This is a genomic window from Mesorhizobium sp. M1A.F.Ca.ET.072.01.1.1, from assembly GCF_004023325.1.
Lineage (GTDB): Bacteria > Pseudomonadota > Alphaproteobacteria > Rhizobiales > Rhizobiaceae > Mesorhizobium.
This window is the reverse complement of the sequence record NZ_RZSF01000757.1, coordinates 1-425: the sequence shown is the minus strand read 5'-3', so window position 1 is coordinate 425 and position 425 is coordinate 1. Positions and strand designations below refer to the sequence as shown.

Below are 425 nucleotides of genomic sequence, written 5' to 3'. Positions count from 1 at the left end.
CCGGTGCGCCGCTCGATCCAGCCGGGCTCGAGCCCGAGACGGTTTTCGATCTCCGGGTTCTCGACCCTGCGCGCCGGCGCATGATGGCCGAAGCCGAGAAAGCGCGACGACCTGTTCATGGCTTTGCGCCAAAGCGTTCGCCGGCCTCCTCGATGGCGTCATAGAGGCCGTCGAGCTCGTCGCCGGTGATGCAATAGGGCGGCAGGAGATAGAGGACATTGCCGAGCGGACGCACCAAAAGTCCGCGTTCGAGGAAGAACGCGCGCAGCTGGGGCCCGATCTCGGCCAGATAGCCGGCGGAGCCGGTGCGCAGATCGAGGGCCGCGATTGTCCCCGTTGCGCGGCTGTCGCTAAAAAACGGATTGTCGCGAAAACGTCGAAGCCCGGCAGCCTGTTTTGCGCTCAGGTCCGCGACCCGCTCGGCC

The 425-nt window shown here is 66.4% G+C and carries 2 pseudogenes; both read right to left on the bottom strand.

Annotated elements, in window-relative coordinates:
* Positions 1–119, bottom strand: a pseudogene (locus EOA32_RS40495) (3-oxoacyl-ACP synthase); the annotation flags it as partial.
* A pseudogene (locus EOA32_RS37885) lies at positions 116–425 on the bottom strand (aminotransferase class III-fold pyridoxal phosphate-dependent enzyme); the annotation flags it as partial. The pseudogenes EOA32_RS40495 and EOA32_RS37885, both read right to left, overlap by 4 nt.